This is a genomic window from Morganella sp. HSTU-ASny43 (genome assembly GCF_022819185.1).
In the GTDB taxonomy this organism is placed as follows: domain Bacteria; phylum Pseudomonadota; class Gammaproteobacteria; order Enterobacterales; family Enterobacteriaceae; genus Morganella; species Morganella morganii.
This window is the reverse complement of record NZ_WSPG01000014.1, coordinates 61,487-86,324: the sequence shown is the minus strand read 5'-3', so window position 1 is coordinate 86,324 and position 24,838 is coordinate 61,487. Positions and strand designations below refer to the sequence as shown.

Annotated in this window: 20 protein-coding genes and 2 tRNA genes; 19 read left to right on the top strand and 3 right to left on the bottom strand. The window is 52.2% G+C overall.

Features of this window, described 5'->3' with window-relative positions; translation table 11 throughout:
• Positions 1-198: 198 nt before the first annotated feature.
• Positions 199-492, bottom strand: coding sequence for a ribosome assembly RNA-binding protein YhbY (gene yhbY / locus GN208_RS09580; protein ID WP_004234544.1), 294 nt, complete (start codon positions 490-492; stop codon positions 199-201).
• Between the two features lie 159 nt (positions 493-651).
• Between yhbY and rlmE the strand changes: the two genes are divergently transcribed.
• The 16 genes from rlmE to GN208_RS09500 all read left to right on the top strand — a co-directional run bounded on the left by rlmE (position 652) and on the right by GN208_RS09500 (position 18,714).
• Positions 652-1,281, top strand: coding sequence for a 23S rRNA (uridine(2552)-2'-O)-methyltransferase RlmE (gene rlmE, locus GN208_RS09575; protein WP_004234546.1), 630 nt, complete (start codon positions 652-654; stop codon positions 1,279-1,281).
• Between the two features lie 48 nt (positions 1,282-1,329).
• Positions 1,330-3,279 (top strand): ATP-dependent zinc metalloprotease FtsH, encoded by a 1,950-nt coding sequence (gene ftsH / locus GN208_RS09570; RefSeq protein ID WP_004234548.1) that lies wholly within the window; start codon positions 1,330-1,332, stop codon positions 3,277-3,279.
• A 140-nt stretch (positions 3,280-3,419) separates the two neighbouring features.
• Positions 3,420-4,268, top strand: a complete 849-nt coding sequence (folP, locus tag GN208_RS09565; RefSeq protein ID WP_004234549.1) for a dihydropteroate synthase — start codon at positions 3,420-3,422, stop codon at positions 4,266-4,268.
• Positions 4,261-5,595 (top strand): phosphoglucosamine mutase, encoded by a 1,335-nt coding sequence (glmM, locus tag GN208_RS09560; protein WP_004234551.1) that lies wholly within the window; start codon positions 4,261-4,263, stop codon positions 5,593-5,595. Before folP ends, glmM begins: the two co-directional genes overlap by 8 nt.
• Before the next feature lie 244 nt (positions 5,596-5,839).
• On the top strand, positions 5,840-6,178 hold the full coding sequence (gene secG / locus GN208_RS09555; RefSeq protein ID WP_015422312.1) for a preprotein translocase subunit SecG: 339 nt from the start codon (positions 5,840-5,842) through the stop codon (positions 6,176-6,178).
• 80 nt (positions 6,179-6,258) lie between these two features.
• Positions 6,259-6,348: transfer RNA gene (locus GN208_RS09550), tRNA-Leu, on the top strand.
• Positions 6,349-6,405: 57 nt separating this feature from the next.
• Positions 6,406-6,482: transfer RNA gene (locus GN208_RS09545), tRNA-Met, on the top strand.
• Between the two features lie 196 nt (positions 6,483-6,678).
• Positions 6,679-7,131, top strand: coding sequence for a ribosome maturation factor RimP (gene rimP / locus GN208_RS09540; protein WP_004241392.1), 453 nt, complete (start codon positions 6,679-6,681; stop codon positions 7,129-7,131).
• A gap of 26 nt (positions 7,132-7,157) precedes the next feature.
• On the top strand, positions 7,158-8,669 hold the full coding sequence (nusA, locus tag GN208_RS09535; protein ID WP_004234558.1) for a transcription termination factor NusA: 1,512 nt from the start codon (positions 7,158-7,160) through the stop codon (positions 8,667-8,669).
• Between the two features lie 21 nt (positions 8,670-8,690).
• On the top strand, positions 8,691-11,423 hold the full coding sequence (gene infB / locus GN208_RS09530; RefSeq protein ID WP_004234560.1) for a translation initiation factor IF-2: 2,733 nt from the start codon (positions 8,691-8,693) through the stop codon (positions 11,421-11,423).
• Between the two features lie 72 nt (positions 11,424-11,495).
• The gene (gene rbfA / locus GN208_RS09525) at positions 11,496-11,906 is read left to right on the top strand and encodes a 30S ribosome-binding factor RbfA (RefSeq protein WP_004234563.1); all 411 of its coding nucleotides are present in this window, start codon (positions 11,496-11,498) and stop codon (positions 11,904-11,906) included.
• Entirely contained in the window at positions 11,906-12,850 is a 945-nt protein-coding gene (truB, locus tag GN208_RS09520) for a tRNA pseudouridine(55) synthase TruB (RefSeq protein ID WP_004234566.1), read from the top strand. The genes rbfA and truB overlap by 1 nt, the downstream gene beginning before the upstream one ends.
• Positions 12,851-12,971: 121 nt before the next feature.
• Positions 12,972-13,241 carry a 30S ribosomal protein S15 gene (rpsO, locus tag GN208_RS09515; RefSeq protein WP_004234569.1) on the top strand — a complete coding sequence of 90 codons (270 nt, stop codon included), beginning with the start codon at positions 12,972-12,974 and terminating at the stop codon, positions 13,239-13,241.
• A gap of 226 nt (positions 13,242-13,467) precedes the next feature.
• Positions 13,468-15,624 carry a polyribonucleotide nucleotidyltransferase gene (gene pnp, locus GN208_RS09510; RefSeq protein ID WP_004234571.1) on the top strand — a complete coding sequence of 719 codons (2,157 nt, stop codon included), beginning with the start codon at positions 13,468-13,470 and terminating at the stop codon, positions 15,622-15,624.
• A 121-nt stretch (positions 15,625-15,745) separates the two neighbouring features.
• Complete coding sequence (gene nlpI / locus GN208_RS09505) at positions 15,746-16,633, top strand: lipoprotein NlpI (protein WP_004234572.1); 888 nt, start codon at positions 15,746-15,748, stop codon at positions 16,631-16,633.
• A 173-nt stretch (positions 16,634-16,806) separates the two neighbouring features.
• Complete coding sequence (locus GN208_RS09500; RefSeq protein WP_004234573.1) at positions 16,807-18,714, top strand: DEAD/DEAH family ATP-dependent RNA helicase; 1,908 nt, start codon at positions 16,807-16,809, stop codon at positions 18,712-18,714.
• Between the two features lie 75 nt (positions 18,715-18,789).
• On the opposite strand, the gene btsR is transcribed toward GN208_RS09500, so the two are convergent.
• Together btsR and GN208_RS09490 are read right to left on the bottom strand one after the other, a co-directional pair.
• On the bottom strand, positions 18,790-19,503 hold the full coding sequence (gene btsR, locus GN208_RS09495; RefSeq protein ID WP_004234574.1) for a two-component system response regulator BtsR: 714 nt from the start codon (positions 19,501-19,503) through the stop codon (positions 18,790-18,792).
• 18 nt (positions 19,504-19,521) lie between these two features.
• Positions 19,522-21,231, bottom strand: a complete 1,710-nt coding sequence (locus GN208_RS09490) for a sensor histidine kinase (RefSeq protein ID WP_036413162.1) — start codon at positions 21,229-21,231, stop codon at positions 19,522-19,524.
• 262 nt (positions 21,232-21,493) lie between these two features.
• Here GN208_RS09490 and GN208_RS09485 point away from each other — a divergent pair, with 262 nt between their 5' ends.
• From GN208_RS09485 to GN208_RS09475, 3 genes are read left to right on the top strand one after another with little or no spacing between them, the layout of a single operon-like run.
• The gene (locus GN208_RS09485) at positions 21,494-22,465 is read left to right on the top strand and encodes an efflux RND transporter periplasmic adaptor subunit (RefSeq protein ID WP_004234576.1); all 972 of its coding nucleotides are present in this window, start codon (positions 21,494-21,496) and stop codon (positions 22,463-22,465) included.
• A gap of 9 nt (positions 22,466-22,474) precedes the next feature.
• On the top strand, positions 22,475-23,617 hold the full coding sequence (locus GN208_RS09480; protein WP_004234577.1) for an ABC transporter permease: 1,143 nt from the start codon (positions 22,475-22,477) through the stop codon (positions 23,615-23,617).
• Positions 23,614-24,777: an ABC transporter permease gene (locus GN208_RS09475; protein ID WP_004234578.1), complete on the top strand. Its 1,164-nt coding sequence runs from the start codon at positions 23,614-23,616 to the stop codon at positions 24,775-24,777. The genes GN208_RS09480 and GN208_RS09475 overlap by 4 nt, the downstream gene beginning before the upstream one ends.
• Positions 24,778-24,838: the final 61 nt, after the last annotated feature.

Genomic DNA, 24,838 nt, shown 5'->3' with positions numbered 1-24,838 from the left:
CTGCGTCGTAAAAAAACAGCACAATACGGATATTTCATCAGAAAAATGCAGTGAAAGGCGTTTTTACTGAACTTTACATTCGGGTGGCAGAGCACTGAGGCGGCCCGGATATGAAGAAAATCTGAAAGGAATGCCACCGGCCGGACGATATCGTCAGAAATCATCTGCCGGTGGCATTTTTTTATAAATATGCAATTATCATTTAGGTAAAATGATCTTCCGGGCTTCCGACGGACGGTAGAGCACCAGAATTTTACCGATAATCTGCACATTGTAAGCACCGGTTTCACGCACAATCGCATCTGCAATCAAGGTTTTCATTTCACGGTCTTCGCCCGCGATTTTAACTTTGATAAGCTCATGATGTGTAAGAGCCACTTCAGTTTCTGCGAGTACGCCTTCAGTCAGACCGTTGTTGCCAATCATGACAACCGGGTTCAGATGATGAGCGAGTGCTTTCAGGTGCTGGACTTGTTTTTTAGTGAGGTTCATCGTTTTTTTTGCTTAATAACTATTGAAAACGGTGTATTCTACCGCCATATCATGCTTATCACCATCATTAGGTGAGGAGTACTGTCTGCGGTAACGGGACTTTTCGTCCGGTTATGCGAAAAAACTGAGTCAGAAATAACAGGTTAGTCGGAAAACACAATGGCCAATAAAAAACGTTCAGCAAGCTCCGGGCGCTGGTTACAGGAACATTTTAGTGATAAATATGTTCAGATGGCGCAAAAAAAGGGGCTTCGCTCTCGTGCCTGGTTTAAGCTCGAAGAAATTCAGCAGGGCGATAATATTTTCAGACCGGGCATGACTATTGTGGATCTGGGTGCTGCACCCGGCGGCTGGTCACAATATGCTGTTAATCACATCGGTCAGTCCGGGCGCGTTATTGCCTGTGACCTGTTACCGATGGATCCCATCGTCGGCGTGGATTTCCTTCAGGGCGATTTCCGTGACGAAAACGTGCTGAAAGCTCTGCTGGGGCGCGTGGGAGATAAAAAAGTCCAGGTTGTTATGTCAGACATGGCACCAAATATGAGCGGAACTCCGGCTGTTGATATTCCGCGCGCGATGTATCTGGTTGAGCTGGCACTTGATATGTGCCGTTCTGTTCTGGCACCGGGGGGCAGTTTTATTGTTAAAGTCTTTCAGGGAGATGGCTTTGACGAGTACCTCCGGGAGGTTCGTTCCCTGTTCACGAAAGTGAAAATCCGTAAACCCGATGCTTCGCGGGCCCGATCGCGTGAAGTATACATTGTAGCGACAGGGTGGAAAGTGTAGTACCCTGTGCGTTATTTGTTAACACAGATGTAATAAGAGGTTAATCCCTTGAGTGACATGGCGAAAAACCTAATTCTCTGGCTGGTCATCGCGGTAGTGCTGATGTCGTTGTTCCAGAGTTTTGGCCCAGGCGATTCAAACAGTCGTAAGGTGGACTACTCTACCTTCATCACTGAGTTAGCACAGGATCAGGTGCGCGAAGTCCGTATTTCCAATCGTGATCTTAACGTCAGTAAAAAAGACGGCTCCAAATACACGACGTACCTGCCGATGCAGGACAATCAGCTGCTTAACACCATGCTGAACAAAAACGTCACTGTGGTCGGTGAACCACCGGAAGAGCCGGGTATCCTGACAACCATTTTCATTTCCTGGTTCCCGATGCTGCTGTTAATCGGTGTCTGGATCTTCTTCATGCGCCAGATGCAGGGCGGCGGCGGTAAAGGTGCGATGTCCTTCGGTAAAAGTAAGGCACGCATGCTGACCGAAGATCAGATCAAAACCACCTTTGCGGATGTGGCCGGTTGTGATGAGGCCAAAGAAGAAGTTGGTGAGCTGGTGGAGTATCTGCGTGAGCCGAGCCGCTTCCAGAAACTCGGCGGTAAAATTCCGAAAGGTATTCTGATGGTGGGGCCTCCGGGTACCGGTAAAACGTTGCTGGCAAAAGCGATTGCCGGTGAGGCGAAAGTACCGTTCTTCACCATTTCCGGTTCTGACTTCGTCGAAATGTTCGTGGGTGTGGGTGCGTCCCGTGTCCGTGATATGTTCGAACAGGCGAAGAAAGCAGCGCCATGTATCATCTTTATCGATGAAATCGACGCCGTCGGCCGTCAGCGTGGTGCGGGTCTGGGCGGTGGTCACGATGAACGTGAGCAGACACTGAACCAGATGCTGGTTGAGATGGATGGTTTCGAAGGTAACGAAGGTATTATCGTTATCGCGGCAACCAACCGTCCGGATGTGCTTGACCCTGCGTTACTGCGTCCGGGCCGTTTCGACCGTCAGGTCGTGGTCGGTCTGCCGGATGTGCGCGGACGTGAGCAAATCCTGAAAGTGCATATGCGCCGTGTGCCGTTATCGCCGGACGTTGAACCGTCTGTGCTGGCACGTGGTACACCGGGCTTCTCCGGTGCGGATCTCGCCAACCTGGTGAACGAAGCTGCGCTGTTTGCGGCACGCGGTAATAAACGCGTTGTGACCATGGTCGAGTTCGAAAAAGCAAAAGATAAAATCATGATGGGTGCGGAACGCCGCTCTATGGTGATGACAGAAGAGCAGAAAGCCTCGACTGCCTACCATGAAGCCGGTCACGCTATCATCGGTCGTCTGGTGCCGGAGCATGACCCGGTACACAAAGTGACCATTATTCCGCGCGGACGTGCACTGGGTGTGACCTTCTTCTTACCGGAAGGGGATCAGATCAGCGCCAGCCGTCAGAAACTTGAAAGTCAGATCTCCACCCTGTATGGCGGCCGTCTGGCGGAAGAGATTATCTACGGGCCGGAAAATGTGTCCACAGGCGCATCCAACGACATCAAAGTGGCAACTAACATTGCCCGTAACATGGTGACGCAGTGGGGCTTCTCTGAAAAACTGGGGCCGTTACTGTATGCGGATGAAGACGGTGAAGTGTTCTTAGGCCGTTCTGTGTCAAAAGCACAGCACATGTCTGATGAAACTGCCCGGACTATCGATGAGGAAATCCGCGGGATTATTGAGCGCAACTACAAACGTGCGCGTCAGATCCTGATGGATAACCTGGATATCCTGCACACCATGAAAGATGCATTAATGAAATATGAAACCATTGATGCACCACAGATTGATGATCTGATGAACCGTGTGCCGGTCCGTGAACCTGCGGGCTGGGAAGGTGACAAGCCGAAAGCGGATACCCGTCCGCCGGAAAGCAGTAACCAGGTTCCGGTTCAGGAAGCACCTGAATCATCAGATGACAACAATGCTGCGCCGTCTGAAGACGACAACAAGCAGTCATAATTCATCATTCAGTTGTATGAAGCAGTAATATGAAAAACCCGGCGGAAAATCTGCCGGGTTTTTTTATATCTTTATCCCGCAGGAGTCAGGCATTACAATCACCTCACGATTGAAATAATAAACAGTAAGAAGGCCGGATTATGAAACTTACCGCACGCGGTCAGACACTTTCGCTGGCAACGCCGCAGGTGATGGGGATCCTCAATGTGACCCCGGATTCATTCTCAGACGGCGGTACACACAACACCCCCGCCAAAGCACTGGAACATGCCCGGAAAATGATTGCGGAAGGCGCGACGATTATTGATATCGGCGGTGAATCCACCCGTCCCGGAGCAGCAGAAGTCAGCCCTGAGCAGGAAGCGGAGCGGGTTATCCCGGTTGTGGCAGCGATTGCCCGTGAGTCGGATGTCTGGATTTCAGTGGATACCTCAAAAGCGCTGGTGATCCGCGAAGCCGCAAATGCAGGGGCTCATATTCTCAATGATATCCGCTCATTCAGTGAGCCGGGGGCATTACAGGCAGCGGCACAGAGCGGCCTGCCGGTTTGTGTGATGCATATGCAGGGAGAACCGCGTACCATGCAGCAGGCACCGCACTATCAGAATGTGGTACGCGAGGTGTATACGTATCTTGAAGCGCAGGTGGCACGTTGTGTGGCGGCCGGAATTGAAAAAAATCACATAATTCTCGATCCGGGCTTCGGTTTCGGAAAAACACTGGCGCATAATTATCAGTTATTGGATAAATTAGACCTGTTTCATAACCTGGGATTACCGGTTCTCGCCGGAATGTCACGAAAATCTATGATTGGCCAGCTGATGGATATTCCCCCGGATGAACGGGTTGCCGGCAGCGTGGCCTGTGCAGTGATTGCCGCGATGAAAGGTGCGCAGATTATCCGTGTTCATGATGTGAAAGAAACTGTCCAGGCCATGAAAGTGGTGGAAGCAACCCGTTTAGCGAAGGAAACAAACGACAATGAGTGATCGCAAATACTTTGGTACTGATGGCATCCGCGGAAAAGTGGGTGACAGCCCGATTACCCCTGATTTTGTGCTCAAACTGGGCTGGGCAGCCGGGAAAGTGCTGGCACGTCACGGCTCACGTAAAATTATTATCGGTAAAGATACCCGTATTTCCGGCTATATGCTGGAATCCGCACTGGAAGCCGGTCTTGCCGCCGCAGGGTTATCCGCCTCATTTACCGGCCCGATGCCGACACCGGCGGTCGCTTATCTGACCCGTACTTTCCGTGCTGAGGCCGGTATTGTTATTTCCGCCTCTCATAACCCGTATTATGACAATGGCATCAAATTCTTCTCCATCGACGGCACCAAGCTGCCTGATCACGTGGAAGAAGCGATTGAAGCCGAGATGGAAAAACCACTGACCTGTGTGGAATCCGCCGAACTGGGCCGTGCAAACCGTATTGTGGATGCTGCCGGCCGTTACATCGAATTCTGTAAAGGGACATTCCCGAACGAGCAGAGCCTGAACGGGCTGAAAATGGTGATCGACTGCGCACACGGCGCAACCTATCACATCGCACCGAACGTATTAAGTGAACTGGGTGCGGAAGTGATTGCTATCGGCTGTGATCCGAACGGTATCAACATTAACGAAAAATGCGGTGCAACGGATGTCCGTCAGTTACAGGAACGTGTTCTGGCTGAAGGCGCAGATGTCGGCCTGGCATTTGACGGTGACGGCGACCGCCTGATCATGGTGGATCACCTGGGTGAAAAAGTGGACGGTGACCAGATCCTGTTTATCATTGCCCGCGAAGCACTGCGCCAGGGACAACTGCGCGGTGGTGCTGTCGGCACACTGATGAGTAACATGGGGCTGGAGCTGGCACTGAAACAGCTGGGTATTCCGTTTGAGCGCGCGAAAGTCGGCGACCGTTACGTGCTCGAAAAACTCCAGGAAAAAGGCTGGCGTCTGGGTGCGGAAAACTCCGGTCACATCATCCTGCTGGACAAAACAACCACCGGTGACGGCATTGTGGCGGGTCTTCAGGTGCTGAGTGCGATGGTGCGCAACAACATGAGCCTGCACGACCTGTGCAGCGGCATGAAACTGCTGCCGCAGGTGCTGGTGAATGTCCGCTTTGCCGGTCAGCACGACCCGCTGACAAGCGAGGAAGTCACCCGCGTGGCACAGGAAGTGGAAAAAGAGCTGAACGGCAAAGGCCGTGTGCTGCTGCGTAAATCCGGTACCGAACCGCTGATCCGTGTGATGGTGGAAGGGGAAGATGAAGCGCAGGTCACTGCAATGGCAAACCGCATTGCAGACGCGGTGAAACGCGTATAATTATTTATGATGTGAATGACAGAGCCGGAAAAAATTATTGCGGTTTCCCCCCGGCTCTGTCAGAATCCGCCCCTTATTGTTGTTTTTTTCCGCAACCGGTGCGCCTGGCTTAAAATAGACTTGCGCGTGCGCGTTTGTTTGGTTAGTATTCTGACCCGCTCAGCAAGGTAATTAGGTTTATCTGTGAGTGTGCAGATTGATACCGAATCAGTCGGTATACCGTACGAGGAATAGGTACACGTTTATGTATACAGCTCTCTTAGTCGTTTTCTTACTTGTTGCGATTGCCTTAGTAGGCATGATCTTAATGCAGCAGGGGAAAGGTGCGGACATGGGTGCTTCGTTCGGTGCAGGCGCGTCTGCAACACTGTTTGGTTCTTCGGGTTCAGGTAACTTCATGACCCGTACCACAGGCATTTTAGCAACACTGTTTTTTGTACTGAGTTTGGTTCTGGGCAACATGACCAGCAATAAAACCGGTACAGGCAGCAAGTTTGATAATCTCGCTCAGCCGGTGCAGACAGAACAGAAAACAGATGTTCCCGCAGCACCAGCAGCTCCTAACAGCGATATTCCGCGCTGATTGTTGCAAGTCTGAAGTAAAAGTTTTAAACGGGATTGATACACACCATCAGTCAGTTCCGTAAAAAAGAGCAGTTCAGTGCCGAGGTGGTGAAATTGGTATACACGCTACCTTGAGGTGGTAGTGCCTACAAAACGGGCGTACGGGTTCAAGTCCCGTCCTCGGCACCATTTAGTTTCACACTTGCGTTTTGCAGGTGATCAGCGTAGAATTTTTCACGTTTCGAACGCGGGATGGAGCAGCATGGTAGCTCGTCGGGCTCATAACCCGAAGGTCGTCGGTTCAAATCCGGCTCCCGCAACCACTTCTTATAACAAATCGTTTTTTCCAATGTTGATTGTATCAACAACTCTTACGTTATCCCTGATTTGGAAAAAAGATTAAGAAGTGTGATGTACACAGGGTCCAGTTGCATAAAGCCCCGAAATTTCGGGGTTTTTTGTTATCAGTCAACAGAGATACTGGGCGTTATGCCCTTTTTTTATGTCCCGGGGGTGGTCTTGTCCACATTAGAGCAGAAATTAACAGAGATGGTCACTGCACCTGTCGAAGCACTCGGTTTTGAGCTTGTCGGCGTGGAGTTTATCCGCGGCCGCGTGTCAACACTGCGTATTTTTATTGATAGTGAAGAGGGTATCACTGTTGATGATTGCGCGGACGTGAGCCACCAGGTCAGTGCCGTTCTTGATGTTGAAGATCCTATTACAACCGTTTATAACCTTGAGGTTTCGTCTCCGGGTATGGAGCGTCCGTTATTTACGGCTGAACATTATCAGCGGTTTACCGGTGAGGAAGTCTCACTGACTTTACGAATCGCAATGCAGAACCGTCGCAGATGGCAGGGTATTATCAAAGCCGTCGACGGTGAAATGATCACGGTTACAGTGGATGGCAAAGACGAAGTGTTCGCACTTGGCAACATCCAGAAAGCTAACCTGGTACCCCACTTTTAATATAAAGTTCAAAAGAGGCAACTAGGATGAATAAAGAAATTCTGGCTGTTGTTGAGGCAGTTTCTAACGAAAAATCGCTTCCTCGTGAGAAAATTTTTGAGGCTCTGGAAACTGCGCTGGCAACCGCCACTAAGAAAAAATACGAACAGGAAATTGATGTTCGTGTGGAAATCGACCGTAAATCCGGTGATTTTGATACCTTCCGCCGCTGGATGGTGGTAGAAGAAGTCACTCAGCCGACCCGTGAAATCACACTGGAAGCGGCTGATTATGAAACGCCGGGCATTCAGTTAGGCGAATATATCGAAGATCAGATTGAATCTGTCACCTTCGACCGTATCACCACTCAGACCGCAAAACAGGTTATCGTACAGAAAGTACGCGAAGCTGAGCGTGCGATGGTGGTTGATCAGTTCCGCGAGCAGCAGGGCGAAATCATCACCGGTGTGGTGAAAAAAGTGAACCGCGAAAACATTACCCTCGATCTGGGGAATAATGCGGAAGCAGTCATTATGCGCGAAGATATGCTGCCGCGTGAGAATTTCCGTCCGGGTGACCGTATCCGCGGAGTTCTGTATGATGTTCGTCCGGAAGCCCGTGGGGCACAATTATTTGTGACCCGTTCCCGTCCGGAAATGCTGGTCGAATTATTTAAAATCGAAGTGCCGGAAATCGGCGAAGAGATTATTGAAATTAAAGCGGCTGCCCGTGATCCCGGTTCCCGTGCGAAAATCGCGGTGAAGACCAATGACAAACGCATCGACCCTGTCGGGGCATGTGTGGGAATGCGCGGCGCCCGCGTTCAGGCCGTTTCCGGTGAGCTGGGCGGCGAGCGGATTGATATCGTGTTGTGGGATGACAACCCGGCGCAATTCGTGATTAATGCAATGGCTCCGGCAGATGTTGCATCCATTGTTGTCGATGAAGACAAATGCACAATGGACGTTGCTGTGGAAAGCAGCAACCTTGCACAGGCCATTGGCCGTAACGGCCAGAATGTGCGTCTCGCTGCACAACTGCTGAAAAAACATCGTGGTGATGACAAATGGGAACTGAACGTCATGACCGCGGAGGAACTTAACGCGAAACACCAGGCGGAAGCACACGCTTCCATTGAAACTTTTGTTAAGCATCTCGACATCGATGAAGATTTCGCAACCTTATTAGTGGAAGAAGGTTTCTCCACACTGGAAGAACTGGCGTATGTGCCGGTCAGCGAACTTCTGGAAATCGACGGCCTCGAAGAGGAAACCGTTGAAGTCCTGCGCGAACGTGCAAAAGCCGCTTTAACAACGCTCGAACTGGCACAGAAAGAGAGCCAGTCAGGTACCACACCGGCGGATGATTTGTTAAACCTTGAAGGCATGGACCGCACACTGGCATTCACCCTGGCTTCCCGTGGTATTTGTACCCTTGAAGATCTCGCAGAGCAGGGTATCGATGACCTCACGGATATCGAAGGTCTGAATGATGAGAAAGCAGGTGAACTCATCATGGCAGCGCGTAATATCTGTTGGTTTGGCGACGATGCATCTTAATTTGTAGCGGGAAGGAGCAGCATGACAGAATCGGTAAAATCACTGGCAGACGAAATTCAGACTTCCGTAGAGCGCCTGGTACAGCAGTTTGCTGATGCCGGCATCAAAAAAACGGCGTCTGATAACGTTTCCCAGCAAGAAAAAGAGGCCCTGCTGGCCCATCTGAACCGCGAACAGGGCGGGGCAAGTCAGCCGGGTAAATTAACACTTCAGCGCAAAACTCGCAGTACGCTGAGTGTTCCGGTAACCGGTGGCAAGAGCAAATCGGTTAATATTGAAGTCCGCAAAAAACGCACATATGTAAACCGCGATGCCGCTGAACAGGCAAAAGCCGCGGAAGAGCAGGCACAGCGTGAAGCGGAAGAGCAGGCAAGACGCGAAGCTGAAGAGCAGGCCCGTCGTGAAGCCGAAGAAAAAGCCAGACAAGAGGCGCAAGCCAAACGTGAGGCTGAAGAAAAGGCAAAACGCGAAGCGGCAGCAGCGAAAGTAACTGAACAAGCGGCAGAACCGGCTAAGCGTGAAGCAGCGGAAAAGAATAACGTGAAAGAAAATAAAGCGAAATCAGCCCCGGCTGATACCCGGGAAAACAGCGAAAAAGTGCGCCGCGAAGCCGAAGCCGCTGAAATCAAACGCAAAGCTGAAGAAGAACAGCAGCGCAAACTTGAAGCTGAAGTGAAACGTGCAGCTGAAGAAGCGCGCCGTCTGGCCGAAGAAAACGGCGAGAAATGGTCTGCTCCTGTCAGTGAAGAAACAGAAAGCGCGGACTATCACACCACCACCTCTGCTCACGCCCGTGAAGCGGAAGATGAAAGTGATGCGAAAGTTGAAGGTGATAACCGCGGCCGCGGCCGTGGCGCGAAAAACGTCCGCCAGAAGAAAAACAACCGTCACTCTGAGAAAGCCGATCGCGAAGAAGCCCGTGCGCAACTGCCTCGCGGTAAGAAACAGCGTAAAGGCAGCTCACTGCAGCAGAGCTTTAACAAGCCGGTTGCAGCGGTTACCCGTGATGTGGTTATCGGTGAAACCATCACTGTTGGTGAATTAGCCAACAAGATGGCGGTAAAAGGTTCTCAGGTCATTAAAACCATGATGAAGATGGGCGCTATGGCGACTATCAACCAGGTGATTGACCAGGAAACCGCACAGCTGGTTGCCGAGGAAATGGGTCACAAAGTTATCCTGCGCCGTGAGAACGAGCTGGAAGAAGCGATCCTGAACGACCGTGACATGGGTGAAGCACAGGCTGAACCACGTGCGCCGGTTGTGACCATCATGGGTCACGTTGACCACGGTAAAACCTCTTTACTGGACTATATCCGTTCCACCAAAGTCGCCTCCGGCGAAGCGGGCGGTATTACCCAGCACATCGGTGCTTACCATGTGACCACCGATAAAGGCGCTATCACGTTCCTGGATACTCCGGGACACGCCGCGTTTACCTCCATGCGTGCCCGTGGTGCGCAGGCAACGGATATCGTTGTTCTGGTTGTCGCAGCGGACGATGGCGTGATGCCGCAGACTATCGAAGCTATCCAGCATGCGAAAGCAGCGGGTGTGCCGGTTGTGGTTGCGGTGAACAAAATTGATAAACCGGAAGCCGATCCGGATCGCGTACGTAACGAACTGTCTCAGTACGGCATCCTCTCTGAAGAGTGGGGCGGTGAGACTCAGTTCATCAGCGTTTCCGCGAAGAAAGGTATCGGTATCGACGATCTGCTCGATGCTATCCTGCTGCAGGCTGAAGTTCTTGAACTGAAAGCAGTGCGTGCCGGTATGGCGAGCGGTGTGGTTATCGAATCTTACCTCGATAAAGGCCGTGGTCCGGTCGCCACTATCCTGGTACAGAGCGGTACACTGAACAAAGGCGATATCGTGCTGTGCGGCTTTGAATACGGCCGTATCCGTGCGATGCGTAACGAACTGGGTCAGGATATCACCGAAGCGGGTCCGTCCATTCCGGTGGAAATCCTGGGTCTGTCCAACGTACCGTCTGCCGGTGATGAAGCGACCGTTGTCCGTGACGAGAAGAAAGCCCGTGAAGTGGCACTCTATCGTCAGGGTAAATTCCGTGATGTGAAACTGGCACGCCAGCAGAAAGCCAAACTGGAAAACATGTTTGCTAACATGGAAAGCGGTAAGGTTTCTGAACTGAACATCGTTCTGAAGACTGATGTGCAGGGTACCTGTGAAGCTATCACCGATTCACTGATGAAACTGTCAACTGATGAAGTCAAAGTGAAAATCATCGGTTCCGGTGTGGGTGGTATCACTGAAACTGACGCCACGCTGGCTGCGGCATCCAACGCGATTATCCTCGGCTTTAACGTCCGTGCGGATGCATCAGCGCGCCGCCTGATTGAAAGCGAAAGCGTTGACCTGCGTTACTATTCCGTAATCTACAGCCTGATTGATGAAATCAAACAGGCAATGAGCGGGATGCTGGCGCCGGAATTCAAACAGGAAATCATGGGTCTGGCAGAAGTCCGTGATGTGTTCCGTTCACCGAAATTCGGTGCCATCGCCGGTTGTATGGTGACGGAAGGAACTATCAAACGTAATAACCCTATCCGCGTTCTGCGTGACAACGTGGTTATCTATGAAGGTGAGCTGGAATCTCTGCGCCGCTTCAAAGATGACGTTGCTGAAGTCCGTAACGGGATGGAATGTGGTATCGGTGTCAAGAACTACAATGATGTCCGCCCGGGAGACATGATTGAAGTCTTCCAGGTGATTGAAGTTCAGCGAACTATCTGATCACCTGACGGTATGACATAACATGATATAATTGGGGGGCTTATGGCCCCCCTGATTTTCAGGAGAGAAACTATGGCGAGAGAATTCAGCCGTACTCAGCGCGTTTCACAGGAAATTCAGAAAGAAATTGCGATTATCCTGCAGCGTGAAATTAAAGATCCCCGTGTGGGGATGGCAACGGTATCCGGCGTGGATTTATCCCGCGATATGGCCTATGCCACGGTATTTGTCACCTTTCTGAACTTTATGGATGAAGACCATAATTCAGAGCAGGTGAAAACAGGCATCAAAGTCTTAAATGATATTTCCGGCTACATTCGTTCCCTGCTGGGGAAAGAGATGCGCCTGCGCATTATTCCGGAACTCAAATTTGAATATGACAGCTCTCTGGTCGAAGGGATGCGTATGTCTAACCTGGTGTCTGATGTGATCAAACACGACCAGGATATGCGTAAATCTGCGGACGACAAAGAGGGTAACTGATGGCACGCCGTCGTCGTGGCCGTAATATCAACGGCATTGTCCTGCTGGATAAACCGCAGGACATTTCATCCAATGATGCATTGCAGAAGGTCCGCCGTCTGTTTAATGCCGCCAAGGCCGGTCACACCGGCGCGCTGGATCCGCTGGCGACCGGTATGCTGCCGGTCTGCCTCGGTGAAGCAACCAAGTTTTCACAGTTCCTGCTGGATTCCGACAAACGTTACCGCGTGATTGCCCGCCTGGGGCAGCGTACGGACACCTCAGACTCACAGGGTGAGGTGATCAGTGAGCGCCCGCTGTCATTCACGGCGGAACAGCTTGCGGCTGCCCTGGAGTCATTCAGGGGCGATACCTTACAGGTACCGTCCATGTATTCCGCGCTCAAGCATCAGGGACGTCCGCTGTATGAGTATGCCCGCAAAGGCATCACCATAGAGCGGGAAGCCCGCCCGATCACGGTGTATGAACTGCTGTTTATCCGCCATGAAGGGGAAGAGCTGGAGCTGGAAATTCACTGCTCGAAAGGCACCTATATCCGCACTATCATTGATGATCTCGGTGAGAAACTCGGTTGCGGTGCTCACGTGACTATGCTGCGCCGGCTGCAGGTGGCCACGTATCCGGCAGAACGGATGGTGACACTGGAACAGCTTCAGGAAATGCGCCGTGTGGCGGATGAGGCTGAAACTCCGCTCGAAACCGCACTGGATCCGCTGTTGCTGCCGATGGATACCGCCGTGTCACATTTCCCGCAGGTCAATCTGACGGACGTGACTGCCGGGTATTTTAAGCTGGGGCAGCCGGTACGGGCTCCGCATGACCTGGCACCGGAGACATTAACCCGCGTAACGCAGGGTGATGATGCCGCCTTTATCGGCCTTGCGGTGATCAGTGAGGACGGGCTGGTGGCACCGCGCCGTCTTGTTGTGGAATACACGGAATAAGCATTGCCGCATCTTGCGTTCAGGGCGCAGGCGGCGTAGAATAACGCGGCAATTTCCCTGAGATGCTGAATTAGAGATCGGCACTCATTTTTATTAATCAAAGTATATTTGGAGTTCTATTATGTCTCTAAGCACTGAAGCGAAAGCGAAAATTGTCGCTGATTTCGGTCGTGGCGAAAACGACACCGGTTCAAGCGAAGTTCAGATCGCGCTGCTGACTGCACAGATCAACCACCTGCAGGGTCACTTTGCAGAGCACAAAAAAGATCACCACAGCCGTCGTGGTCTGCTGCGTATGGTTGCTCAGCGTCGTAAGCTCCTGAACTATCTGAAAGGCAAAGACTTAGCAAGCTATACCTCAATTCTTGAGCGTCTGGGCCTGCGTCGCTAATTCAGACAAGTTTCAGTGGAAAGGGGCCGACGGCCCCTTTTCTTCTGAATGCGGCACACTGAGCTGTTGCCGCAATAATAACGATTCTTCGGTACAGCTATTCGCGCGGCTAATGAGAGCACTTTCCGGCAGCAGGAAAAGGTTGTCATTAGTCGCGAGGATGTATCTGAAGGAACCATTTCACTACTTACCCCTGCCGGGGTGAGAGACCCAGAAGGATATTATTTTGTTAAATCCGACAATCCGTAAATTCCAGTATGGTCAGCACACTGTCACTATCGAAACCGGCATGATGGCCCGTCAGGCGACAGCAGCTGTAATGGTTAACATGGACGACACCGCGGTATTCGTTACCGTTGTCGGCCAGAAAAAAATGAAACCGGGCCAGGACTTCTTCCCGCTGACCGTAAACTATCAGGAGCGTACTTACGCTGCCGGCCGTATTCCGGGGAGCTTCTTCCGCCGTGAAGGCCGTCCGGGCGAAGGCGAAACCCTGATCGCACGTCTGATTGACCGTCCGTTACGTCCGCTGTTCCCGGAAGGTTTCCTGAACGAAGTTCAGATTATCGCAACCGTGGTGTCTGTGAACCCGCAGGTTAACCCTGATATCGTGGCAATGATTGGTGCCTCAGCGGCGCTGGCACTGTCAGGTATTCCGTTCAACGGCCCGATTGGTGCGGCACGTGTTGGTTTCATCAATGACCAGTATGTTCTGAACCCGACCACTGACGAATTAGCGGTAAGCAAACTGGATCTGGTTGTTGCCGGTACCAAAGGTGCGGTTCTGATGGTTGAATCAGAAGCACAGCTGCTGACCGAAGAACAAATGCTGGGTGCGGTCGTGTTCGGTCACGAGCAGCAGCAGATTGTTATCGAAAACATCAACGCACTGGCCGCTGAAGCCGGTAAGCCGAAGTGGGACTGGCAGCCTGAGCCTGTTAACCAGACTCTGCGTGACCGCGTTGCTGAACTGTCTGAAAAAGCGCTGGGTGATGCTTACCGTATCACTGAGAAACAGGATCGTTACGCACAGGTTGATATCATTAAAGATGCAACCATCAGTGCACTGGAAGCTGAATTTGCCGCACGCGGCGAAGAGCTGACCGGCGAACTGAAACATGAAATCAGCGACATCCTGGCTGCGGTTGAGAAATCTGTTGTCCGTACCCGTGTTCTGAACGGCGAGCCGCGTATCGACGGCCGTGAAAAAGACATGGTCCGCGCACTGGATGTCCGCACCGGTGTTCTGCCGCGTACTCACGGTTCTTCTCTGTTCACCCGTGGTGAAACTCAGGCGCTGGTAACAGCAACGCTGGGTACTGCCCGTGATGCACAGACTCTGGATCAGGTAATGGGTGAAATCACTGACACCTTCCTGTTCCACTACAACTTCCCTCCGTACTGCGTGGGTGAAACCGGTATGGTCGGTTCACCGAAGCGTCGTGAAATCGGCCACGGCCGTCTGGCGAAACGTGGTGTGCTGGCAGTGATGCCATCCCAGGAAGAATTCCCGTACACCGTGCGTGTGGTTTCAGAAATCACTGAATCCAATGGTTCTTCTTCTATGGCGTCAGTCTGTGGTGCATCTCTGGCACTGATGGATGCAGGTGTTCCTGTGAAATCAGCGGTTGCCGGTATCGCGATGGGTCTGGTGAAAGAAGACGACAAATTTGTGGTTCTGTCTGATATCCTCGGTGATGAAGACCACCTCGGCGACATGGACTTTAAAGTTGCGGGCAGCCGTGACGGTATCAGCGCCCTGCAGATGGATATCAAAATCGAAGGTATCACCAGCGAAATCATGCAGGTGGCTCTGAACCAGGCCAAAGGTGCGCGTCTGCACATCCTGGGCGTGATGGAACAGGCTATCAACTCACCACGTGCTGATATCTCTGAATTTGCACCGCGCATTCACACCATCCGCATCAACCCGGACAAAATCAAAGACGTTATCGGTAAAGGCGGTTCTGTGATCCGTGCCCTGACCGAAGAAACCGGCACCACTATCGAAATCGAAGATGACGGTACTGTGAAGATTGCTGCAACTGACGGCGATAAAGCGAAGATGGCTATCCGCCGTATCGAAGAAATCACCGCAGAAGTGGAAGTCGGCCGTATCTATAACGGTAAAGTTGTCCGTATCGTTGACTTCGGTGCTTTCGTGGCTATCGGCGGCGGTAAAGAAGGTCTGGTGCATATTTCTCAGATCGCTGACAAACGCGTTGAAAAAGTATCAGATTATCTGGAAATGGGTCAGGAAGTACCGGTCAAGGTACTGGAAATCGACCGTCAGGGTCGTATCCGCCTGAGCATGAAAGAAGCAGTCAGTCAGGATGCAGCTCCGGCTTCGGATGCAACCCCTGATGCAAATAACGCTGAATAAAATTTGACGTAAGTCGTGGCGTCCTGTAAAAAGGGCGCCATTCGGCAAAAAAAGCAAAATGCACTCGGTTATTGTCAGTCAGAGGATTATCCTTTCAGGGATCTGACTTCGGGAGTAGGAAATGAATTTTTTTCTGCGTTGGTGGAGCATTGCAGCTATAATTTTTATCGCAGGATGCAGCAGCGGTAAAAACTGGCACTCCGGGGATTTACTTGCAGTACCCCTGCAACCATCATTACAGCAGGAAGTGATCCTCGCCCGAATGGAACAAATACTGGCAAGCCGGTCATTAACTGAGGACGAGTACGCCCAGCTGCTTTATCAGCGTGGTGTGTTGTACGACAGCCTCGGATTGCGTGCATTGGCACGTAACGATTTTACTGTTGCGTTATCAATGCGTCCGGATATTCCGGAGATATTTAATTACCTGGGCATTTATTTTACGCAGGCAGGCAACTTTGATGCTGCCTATGAAGCGTATGATTCTGTATTAGAGCTTGATCCAACTTATAACTACGCGCGTATGAACCGCGGTATTGCCCTGTATTACGGGGGCCGGTATCCGGTGGCGCGGGATGATTTGCTGGCGTTTTATCAGGATGATCCAAACGATCCGTTCCGCTCGCTGTGGCTTTATCTCGTCGATAAAGAGATAGATCCGAAGAAAGCACTGACCGATTTACGTCAGCGCTATCAGCAGGCGAAAGGCGGACAATGGGGCTGGAATATTGCTGAATTCTATCTCGGCGACATCAGTGAAAAGACACTGCTTGATCGGCTGAAGGAATTCTCAACGGATAACACTTCGCTCGCTGAACATCTCAGTGAAACCTACTTCTATTTAGGTAAATACTACCTGAGTCTGGGGGATACGGACAGCGCTGAAACGCTGTTCAAGCTGACGGTTGCCAACAACGCACACAATTTCGTTGAGCACCGCTACGCATTGTTGGAATTAGCTCTGTTAGGTGATGAAGAACAGGACCTGACGGATTCAGATCCACAATAGCTGACGAACACACTTCAAACCGTTAATTTTTCACCATCGCGAAAGTGATGGGGGGATGTTTTGTTCGTTTTATAATTTTATTTGAGCCAGTTCACACTTTTAAATGAAAACAACCGACATGCTTTCCGATGGGTTGTGTAGACTGGCCGCCATTTTGTATGAGGCACCTTTACATGACCACTGAGACTGAAATCTCTTTTGCTGACATTGGTTTATCAGCTGATATTTTGACTGCACTGGACGACCTGGGCTACGAAAAGCCGTCCCCGATCCAGCAACAATGTATTCCGCACCTGCTTGCCGGACGTGATGTCCTGGGTATGGCACAGACAGGTAGTGGTAAAACGGCGGCATTCGGCCTGCCGTTACTGAACAATATTGATCCGAACCTGAGAGCACCACAGATTCTGGTGCTGGCACCGACCCGCGAATTAGCGGTCCAGGTTGCGGAAGCCTGTACTGATTTCTCCAAACATATGCGTAACGTGAATGTGGTCGCCCTGTACGGCGGTCAGCGTTATGACGTCCAGTTACGTGCTCTGCGTCAGGGGCCACAGGTGGTTGTCGGGACTCCGGGCCGTCTGCTGGATCACTTAAAACGCGGCACCCTGGATTTATCCAACCTGAAAGGTCTGGTACTGGACGAAGCAGATGAAATGCTGCGTATGGGCTTCATCGAAGACGTTGAAACCATCATGAGTCAGATCCCGGCAGAGCACCAGACAGCACTGTTCTCTGCAACTATGCCGGAAGCTATCCGCCGCATTACCCGTCGTTTCATGAAAGATCCGCAGGAAGTGCGCATTCAGACCAGCGTCACCACCCGTCCGGACATCAGCCAGAGCTACTGGACTGCTTACGGCGCACGTAAGAGCGAAGCACTGGTCCGTTTCCTGGAAGCGGAAGATTTTGATGCGGCGATTATCTTCGTCCGTACCAAAAACGCGACCCTGGAAGTGGCAGAAACCCTGGAGCGTAACGGCTACAACAGCGCTGCACTGAACGGTGACATGAACCAGGCACTGCGTGAGCAGACGCTGGAGCGCCTGAAAGATGGTCGTCTGGATATCCTGATTGCAACAGACGTTGCAGCCCGTGGTCTGGATGTTGAGCGTATCAGCCTGGTTGTTAACTACGATATCCCGATGGATGCGGAATCTTATGTTCACCGTATCGGCCGTACCGGTCGTGCGGGCCGCGCCGGCCGCGCTCTGCTGTTCGTTGAAAACCGCGAACGCCGCCTGCTGCGCAACATTGAACGCACCATGAAACTGACCATCCCTGAGGTAGAATTACCGGATGCAGAGATGATCAGCCAGCGCCGCCAGGAAAAATTCGCTGCCACTATCCATGCAGAAATGGAAAGCAGCAACCTGGATCAGTACCGTGCACTGCTGAAAAAACTGGTTCCGGCAGACAGCGATGAGTCTGACGCAGATATCGATATGGAAACTCTGGCTGCTGTTCTGCTGAAAATGGCAGAAGGTGAGCGCAAACTGATCCTGCCACCGGATGCACCACGCCGTCCGCGCCGTGAGTTCAATGATCGTGATGATCGCCGCCGCAATGATCGCAACGACCGTTTCGGTGATCGCCCTGAGCGTGGTGATCGTCCGCGCCGTGAACGCCGTGACGTGGGTGATATGGAACTGTACCGCATTGAAGTGGGCCGTACCGATGGTGTTGAAGTCCGTCACATTGTGGGCGCGATTGCTAACGAAGGTGATATCAACAGCCGTTACATCGGTAACATCAAACTGTTTGATACTCACTCAACTATCGAATTACCGAAAGGTATGCCGACTGACCTGTTACAGCACTTCACCCGTACCCGTGTGATGAACAAACCAATGAACATGACATTAGTCGGTGATGCGAAGCCGTTCAACCGTGAACGCCGCAGCGGTGGTAATGACCGTGGTGGTAACGGTGGCCGCAGTTTCGGTGGTGGTAACCGCCGTGACGGTGAGCGTTCTGACCGTGGCAACAGCGATCGCCGTCCGCAGGGCGAGCGCCGCAGCTTCCGCCGCGAAGAAGGCGGAAACTCCGCACCACGTCGTCGTAGCAATAATGATGCATAATTGATTCTCTGAATCATAAAAAGCCCGGCCGGGGATATCCCTGCCGGGCTTTTTTTATGCGTCCGGATTTTGGTATTAAATCAGCCCCAGCGCTTCCTTCAGGGGTCTGAGGTAGCGGCGGCTGACCGGAATGGTTTCATCGTTACTCAGGATCAGCTCGGCCTGGCCGTTATCGCCCAGCAGGATTTCCCGCAGACGGGTCAGATTGACCAGATACTGCCGGTGGCAGCGCAGCAGCGGGGTACGGGTTTCCAGAGTGCGCAGTGTCAGCTCGGTAAATCCTTCCTGGCCGTGCGCGCTCATCACAAACACGCCGCTGATACGGGAATTGACATACACCACATCCTCAACCGGCATCAGCCAGATACGGTTGTGCCCGCTGCACGGGATATAGCGCAGTTGCTCTGTCTGTTCCGGGGTCTCCGCCGGGCGGATCTGCCCCTGGCGCAGCCGGTTCAGGGTTTTGTCCAGGCGCTCTTTTTCCACCGGTTTGAGCAGATAATCAAACGCATCCTCCTCAAAAGCCTGTAAGGCGTACTCTTCAAAGGCGGTGAGAAAGACAATCGCAGGCCGGTGGCCGGGATCGAGCATACCAACCATTTCCAGCCCGGTGACACGGGGCATCTGGATATCCAGAAACACCACGTCCGGCTTCAGGCGGTGAATTTTTCCGATAGCATCAATGGCGTTGGTGCATTCACCCAGGATATGGATGTCAGGATACGCATCGAGCAGTAATCGCAGGTTTTCCCGGGCCAGTGGCTCATCATCAACAATTAAAACATTCATTGTGTCATTATCATTTTTTTAGTTATCAGGCGGTGCTGCCGCACCTGCCGGTGAGTCGAAGGGTAAGGTCAGAATAATGGTCGTTTTTACTTCCGGCTCGCAGTGAACACTGAGGCCGTATTGTTTACCATAGCGGACTTTGATGCGTTTATCGACCAGCCCCATGCCGAGCCCGTCACTCATCCCGGTCGGCTGATACAGCCCGGCGTTATCGGCAATCAGGATGACAAGCGTATTGCCCTCCGCCCGTGCGCTTATGGTAATTTTTCCCTGCTCAAATATCTGTGATGTACCATGTTTTATCGCATTTTCCACAATGGGCTGTAACGAAAAGACCGGCAGACTGGCTTGTTTCAGCGCATCCGGAATGGCGATATCCACACTGAGTTGTTCACGGAAGCGGGCTTTTTCAATCTGTAAGTAAGCATTCACATGCTCAATTTCGGCCGCGAGAGTGGCTATCTCCCCCGGCCGTTTTAAATTTTTACGGAAAAAGGTGGAGAGATTCTGCACCAGATGCCGTGCCTGTTCCGCATCGCGGCGGATCACTGCCTGTAAGGTATTGAGGGCATTAAACAGAAAATGCGGGTTTACCTGGGCATGCAGCAATTTTACCTCTGTTTCCAGTAGTGACTGCTTACTTCGCTCAAACTGCCCGGCCAGAATCTGAGCTGACAACAGGCTGGCAATCCCTTCTCCCAGCGTGCGGTTAATGGAGCTGAACAGGCGGTTCTTCACCTCATACAGCTTGATGGTACCGACCACCTGCTTATTCTCCCCGGTCAGCGGGATAACCAGCGTAGAGCCGAGTTTACAGTGCGGATTGATCGAACAGCAGTACGGTGTTTCGTTGCCGTCGGCATAGACCACTTCATTATGGGCAATGGCCTGCCGGGAGTAACGCGAGGCAATCGGCGTGCCCGGCAGATGGTGATCCGCCCCGACACCGATAAACGCCAGCAGTTTTTCCGTATCCGTGATAGCCACGGCGGCGACATTCAGCTCATCATACAGCACCTGTGCCACCTGGCGGCTGTTGGTCTCGTTAAATCCCTGGCGCAGCACGCCGTCTGTACTGATCGCCAGTTTCAATGCCTGGGCGGAAAAGGCACTGGTGTATTTTTCAAAGATAGCGCGTCTGTCCAGCAGGATACGGATAAACATAGCGGCACCGATGGTATTGGCGATAATCATCGGTGCGGCAATATCTTTCACCAGATTCAGCGCTTCATTAAACGGCCGTGCCAGTAACAGAATAATCGCCATCTGCGCCAGTTCGGCAACAAAGGTCACACCGGCCGCTGTCCAGGGATTAAACAGTTTGTTGATCTGCCCGCGCTTCATATAGTAGCGGTGAACCAGGCCGCCGATAAGCCCCTCGACAATAGTGGACACCATACAACTGAACGCCGTCATCCCGCCGAGAGAATAGCGGTGCAGCCCGCCGGTAAAACCGACCAGCAGCCCGACAGACGGTCCGCCGAGCAACCCGCCGAGTACGGAGCCGATAGCCCGTGTGTTGGCGATGGAATCATTGATATTCAGTCCGAAATAGGTGCCCATGACACAGAAAACGGAGAAAATCAGGTAGCACATCAGCTTGTGCGGCAGGCGGACAGTCACCTGTAAGACCGGCAGCACCAGCGGCGTTTTGCTGAGCACCCAGGCGATAACCAGGTACACACACATCTGCTGAAGCAGCAGGAAAATCAGGTTGTAGTCATACATTTTTCTGTCGGATCACTTGCCGGAGGAGAATTATTTGTAACTATCTGAGATTTTATATTAAAAATAGTTGTGTAACAGGTGTGTGAGGCTAAGATTGAAGGTATTATGCTGTGATCTGGCGCACAAATATCTTAACGGTTTCAGCTGAAATCAGTGATACTGAAACCTTCCCCTTTCTTCATCGTTTTATCCAGAACAATTTCATTCGGGATGATTCCATTTCGAATAGTTTCACAAGTGATAGTTAAGGCCGAAATCAAGAATGAAAAAAAGAACAATCTATCTGATCCTGCTGATGCTGGTCTTAATTGCGATGGCTGCACTTTTTCGTGCCCACAACCAGTATCTTTTATTACAGGGTGAAGTCGATGCACCGGAGGTTATTGTCTCCTCGAAAGCCAAAGGACGTGTTGTTGAGCGTCTGATTGAGCGCGGTGACGACGTTAAACAGGGACAGGCGCTGATTCGCCTGACCAGCCCGGAGCTGGAAGCACAGGTCGCCTCGTTGGTGGCTGCCCGCGATCAGGCTCAGGCGCAGTTAACCGAGTCCCTGAACGGCACGCGGGAAGAGAGCGTGCGCAACTATGCTGCACAGCTGGCGAAGTCTCAGGCTGAGCTGGCGAATGCACAGCGTGATTTTCAGCGCATGAGCAGCATGGCCGGTAGAGGTTATGTGTCAAAAACCGAGCTTGATCAGTCCCGCCGTGCCCGTGATGTGGCGCAGCAGGGTGTACTGGCCGCCAAAGCTCAGCTCGACCAGGCGAAAAACGGCGACCGCACCGAGCAGCGTCAGCGTTACGAAGCGGCACTTCGCCAGGCAGAACAGAAACTGGCGGAATTAAAAGTCCAGCAGGATGAACTAACAGTTACCGCGCCGGTGACCGGGGAGATCGGGCCGGTTCCGGCTGAAATCGGGGAGCTGTTTAATGCAGGCAGTCCGCTGGTAACGATTATCCGCCTGCCGGAAGCGTATTTTGTCTATAACCTGCGTGAGGATATTCTCGCGGATGTGAAAAAAGGCGACAAAATCACCCTGACGGTACCGGCACTGAAAAATCAGGAAATTGAGGCAGAAGTCCGCTATATCGCCCCGATGGGGGATTACGCCACCAAACGCGCCACCCGTGCCACCGGGGATTTTGATCTGAAAACCTTTGAGGTGCGTCTCTATCCGGCACAACCTGTGGACGGGTTAAGACCCGGCATGAGTGCACTGTGGCGCCGGGATAAGTAAGGTGTCACGATGAGAATACCGGTTATCTGGTACAGCTTTCGCCACGCCTTCACACAGGAAACCCGGATGGCTATCCGCAGCCCGGTGTTCCACTGGCTGAGCTGGTTATTTCCGCTGATCTTATTCACACTGATCAGCGCGAACTTTTCAGAGGGAACACTGCTGAATCTGCCGGTCTCTGCGGTGGATTATGACCACAGTCCGCTCTCGCGGACGCTGGTGCGCAATCTGAACGCTGCTTCACACGCCAGTATCACGCCGCGGGATGATCCTTCGGCAGCACTGGAGCGGATGGGCAGTGCGGAAGATTACGCGATCCTGATGATCCCGAAACGTTTTGAAAGTGATGTGCTGGCCGGAAAGCAGCCGACAGTCCGGATGTATTACAACGGGTTATTTTATGCCTCCGGCAGCTATGCGATTCAGGATTTCAGCGGGCTGATAGCAGAACTGAATGCACAGTACCGCACTGTCCTCGCGTCAGAAACGGGCAAGACGCTGCCGAAACTGGCACAGGTGACGATGTCATACGACAGCCTGTTCAATGCCAGCGGCAGTTATATTTATTATCAGCAGTTTGCCGCCACCATCCATATGCTTCAGTTATTTGTTGTCACGCTGACTATTTACAGTATGTCGCGCGGTACCATGCTGCTGACGCTTAAACCGCTGTTCAGTGGTGTTCTGGGGAAACTGGCACCGTATACCCTGTTTTTTACCGCTCTGCTGATGGTGGAACTGGCTGCCCTGGTGACGTTTTCCGGCGCCAAGGTGGCAGGTAACCCGCTGTATATGCTGTTTATCGGCTTCTTTTATGTCATGGCGGCACAGAGTATCGGCCTGCTGCTTTACACATTCACCAGCAATGCGCTGATGGCTTACAGTATGATTGGTATGCTGGTCAGTATCGCCATGGCGTTTTCCGGCATGGCGGTGCCGGAGCTGTCGATGATCCTGCCGGCCAGGATTATCTCTAACCTTGAGCCGCTGACTCACGCACTCAATGCGATGTTTGATATCTTCCTGCGCGAAGTGTCGCTGCTGCATATTCTGTATGTCTGTGCATTATTGCTGATTTATCCGGTAGCCAATGCCTTTTTTGTCCGTAACCGGTTACCGAAACGGCTGGCATTGCAGGGAGGTGCGGTATGAAACTCTATTTTCAGACGTTCCTGAAAGTCCTGCTGGGAATGCTGGCAAAACCGATGTGGATGCTGCTGGTGGTTTCACTGTGTGTGATGAGCCTGGTGTATGTCCGGCCGGTCTTGTGGGATCTGCCTGTCGCCGTGATTGACCAGGATCACTCCGCAGCCAGCCGCTCACTGATCCGGCAGCTGGATGCAACCGCCAAAGTGGAGCTGCACGGTTATGACAACCTGGAGACGGCACGGCGCGATATGATTATGCGCGAGTTATTCGCCATCATTATTATTCCGACTGATTTTGAGCGAAATATTCTCCAGGGTAAAAATATCACTGTCCCGGTATTCGGGGATGCGACGAACCGTCTGGCCAGCGGGCAGATCCAGCAGGAGCTGAGCAAGGCATATCAGGAGTTGCTGGGGGGCTATAACACCCGTATTTTGCAGGATGCGGGCTATACACCGGAACAGGCGTCACTGATTATTTCACCGATACAGTCAGAAACGGTGGCTATGTATAACCCGGGTGTCAGCTTTGCGGCGATTGTGTTCCCCGGTCTGCTGGTCATGTTATTACAGCACTCCCTGCTGATAGCCTGTGTCCGTGTCAGTATCGCGGTGCGCAGTACGCCGAAAGGTAAACCGCCGCTGGCGGTGTATCTGGGGGCGCTGAGCGCACTGCTGCCTATCTGGCTGTTTCTCTCGACGGTCTTCTTTGCCCTGTGGCCGTGGGTGCTGGGATACCGCCAGGAAGCGCCGATGTATGAACTATGGCTGCTGACATTCCCGTTCCTGCTGGGAGTACTGGGACTGGGCAAACTGGTTACTGAATGTCTGCGCAGTGTGGAGATGATTTACCTGACACTGGCCTTTGTCACCACACCGGTCTTTTATATGTCAGGCACCATCTGGCCGTTACAGGCTATGCCGGACTGGGTGCGGTTTATTGCTTCCGCACTGCCGTCCACCTGGGCGACCAAAGCGATTGCAGGTATCAACCAGATGGATTTACCGTTCAGCAGCGTGCAGAATGATATTATTATGATGCTGGTGCTCGGGATTATTTATACGCTTCTCGGGGTATTTATCGGTATGTTGCGTGACGGGGAATTACGGCGTATTACGCATTCCCTGCGACGGTTATTCCGGCGGAAAAAAAGAGCCTGTTAAATAAATGAAATCCCGTTCTCACGGTTTCCGGGGGAAAAGAGGATCAGGGTACGCAACGTGA